Here is a 2,495-nt window from a genome sequence, read left to right on the forward strand (position 1 = left end):
GAGTCAAAAAAAGAGGTTAAAATTTACGATTATGTGGATATCCAGGTAAAGATGCTGGAAAAGATGTATACAAACAGGCTTAATGGATACGCTTCCATGGGATACAAGGCCAAAGGCGAGGAAATAGATGACACACCTTTGGATATCATCTTTGATAAAGATAATTTTCTGCCTGTTTTCAATCAGGATATCAACACCGCAGAGAAAGAAATTTTAATTGTAAGTCCGTTCGTCAGAAAAATGCGCACGCTTCAAATGACGAAACACCTGAAGGTGGTATTGGAAAAGAATGTCCGTGTACTAATTGTTACCCGTCCTAAAGAAGATTTTAGACAAAAAGATCACGCCACCATCCAACGGACATTGAACCTGTTAACAGATTGCGGAGCCAGTGTCGTTTTCAAATCCAATATCCACCAGAAATTTGCGGTTATGGATCAAAAGGTCGTGTGGTACGGTAGCATCAATCTGTTGAGCTATGGGAGTGCCCAGGAAAGCATCATGCGAATAGAAAGTGCCAATATCGCGAACGAATTGGTGAAGAGCATAGAAAGGGCATAATCTGAATAGGTGGTTCGCTGAGTGTATGAAGTGGTAACTTTTGGGTTTTGCCGATTATAGGTGGATAACTATTTGATAAAAAAATAAACCCGGCCAATTTTGACCGGGTATTTTAGTTTGGCTCCCCGGTTCATCCACTCAGCGAACCAAATCAATATCTGAGATAATCCACTGTTATTACATGTATAATAAGAGGAAAAAATTCCTTCAAAAGGGCCAGAAACCCGCCTCATTTCCTGCTGATAAGGCCATAACTCAGAGGGACTTGACCAGATCCTTACGCCAGGAACAGGAACCAGCCAACCCCGTCCGGGCCGGTTTCCGGTTCGTCGAATACCTCAGCAAAAACCCAAGCGCCACATATGATGACCTGTCAGCCGACGCCGGGATCACCAGGCACGGGTGTGCCAGATGATAGCGCTTTGCAAACGGCTGCCCAAAGAGATCACCGATTACCTTCTGGACATCGACGATCCGGAAACTCTGAAATTTTTCACAGAACGCAGGCTAAGACCGCTGACTCTTATAGCTGATGATGATGAAAAGATCAACAGATTCAACGAGATGAAGGAACTTATCTGTCCGGTATCATAGGAATTTTACATCAGCCTACTTAACAATAAAGAGGGTTAAAGCCAAAAAAATGAATTCCCGCCCTTGACATTTATCCGACAGAGTGTAAGATAATCTTACAACACGTAAGGATATGGAGGCATATATGAAGCTTCAACGGAATGAGGTACTGGATGTATTGATCAAGGTGATTCAAGGGATTCAGCAGGATATTGTGGATGACCCGGAACCGATCGCTGAGGAGACAGTACCGATCGGTAACCTCTGTGAATTTGACAGCCTGGTCAGTGTCGAAGCCACAGTATATGCATTTGATGCTCTGGGGCTTGGAGAACCATCATGCACATCGATCTTCATCAGCAAGGATAGCAAGGCGCTTTCATTGGGCCAGGTCGCCGACCGTATCCTGAGATTAGCATCAAAACGCAAATAGGAGATATTTCATGCCGGACGATAAAGCTGAAAAAAGAAAGCTCATTGGATCACGGCTGGCGATAGCCAGAAAACGGGCAGGTCTGTCTCAGTCACAGGTCGCCATGGAACTGAAACTGCCAAGGCCATCGGTTTCTGAGATCGAATCAGGCCGACGGCGTGTGGCAGCTGATGAGCTTGCCATGTTTGCGGATCTGTATTCCGTCGATATGGACTGGCTTGCTGGAAGGGGTGAAGAGAATGTCGATGTCATCCGTGACAGGTTGCAGCTGGCCGCAAGGAAAGTCGCAGGGTTGAAGAATGAAGACCTCGAAAAAGTCATAGACCTCCTGACTTCATTAGGAAGCAAGGAGGATAAGTGATGGATTTTTCGACCCGGCGGCAGCTCATCCTGAAGGCCGCAGCGAAAGCGCAGAATGTACGAACCAGATGCAAGATCAGTCAGGGTTCTGCAATTGATCCGATATCGATCGCCGAAACCTGCGGCTGCGAGGTCCGGTTCATGGCACTCTCCTCCCTTGAGGGGATCTATTCCCCCACGCCCAGGCCTGTCATCGTCCTTGGATCAGAACGGCCAGCCGGAAGACGATCCTACTCATGCGCTCATGAGTTAGGCCATAATGAATTCGGGCATGGCGCACGGTTAGATGACTGTGTGAACAAAAACATCCCTGATAATGACGATCCCGAAGAAATCCTGGCCGATATGTTCGCAGCCTTTCTTTTGATGCCAAAGACCAGTGTCCAAAAAGCGCTCAAATCACGGTCCATCCAACCTCAACGGATTGAGCCATTACAGATCTTCAGGATAGCCTCATATCTGAATGTTGGCTATGGAAGCCTGATCAATCACATGACATGGACTCTTGGTATGTTGAACCGACAGCAATGCAAGACCTTGTTGAGGACGCAACCTAAAGAGATCAAAT

General features: G+C 46.6%; 4 protein-coding genes. All 4 read left to right on the forward strand.

The genetic code is table 11. From position 1 onward, the window contains the following. On the forward strand, positions 1-561 hold a 561-nt coding region (locus JCM12296_RS34085; protein ID WP_246805299.1), incomplete at its 5' end, for a phospholipase D-like domain-containing protein. 718 nt (positions 562-1,279) lie between these two features. Further along, positions 1,280-1,567, forward strand: a complete 288-nt coding sequence (locus JCM12296_RS34100) for a hypothetical protein (protein WP_054702527.1) — start codon at positions 1,280-1,282, stop codon at positions 1,565-1,567. Positions 1,568-1,577: 10 nt separating this feature from the next. Beyond that, a complete protein-coding gene (locus tag JCM12296_RS34105) occupies positions 1,578-1,928 on the forward strand; it encodes a helix-turn-helix domain-containing protein (protein ID WP_054702530.1) in 351 nt (116 codons plus the stop codon). After that, on the forward strand, positions 1,928-2,495 hold a 568-nt coding region (locus JCM12296_RS34110), incomplete at its 3' end, for an ImmA/IrrE family metallo-endopeptidase (RefSeq protein WP_157068172.1). The genes JCM12296_RS34105 and JCM12296_RS34110, both read left to right, overlap by 1 nt.

The sequence above is a fragment of the Desulfosarcina cetonica JCM 12296 genome (assembly GCF_001311845.1).
Lineage (GTDB): Bacteria > Desulfobacterota > Desulfobacteria > Desulfobacterales > Desulfosarcinaceae > Desulfosarcina > Desulfosarcina cetonica.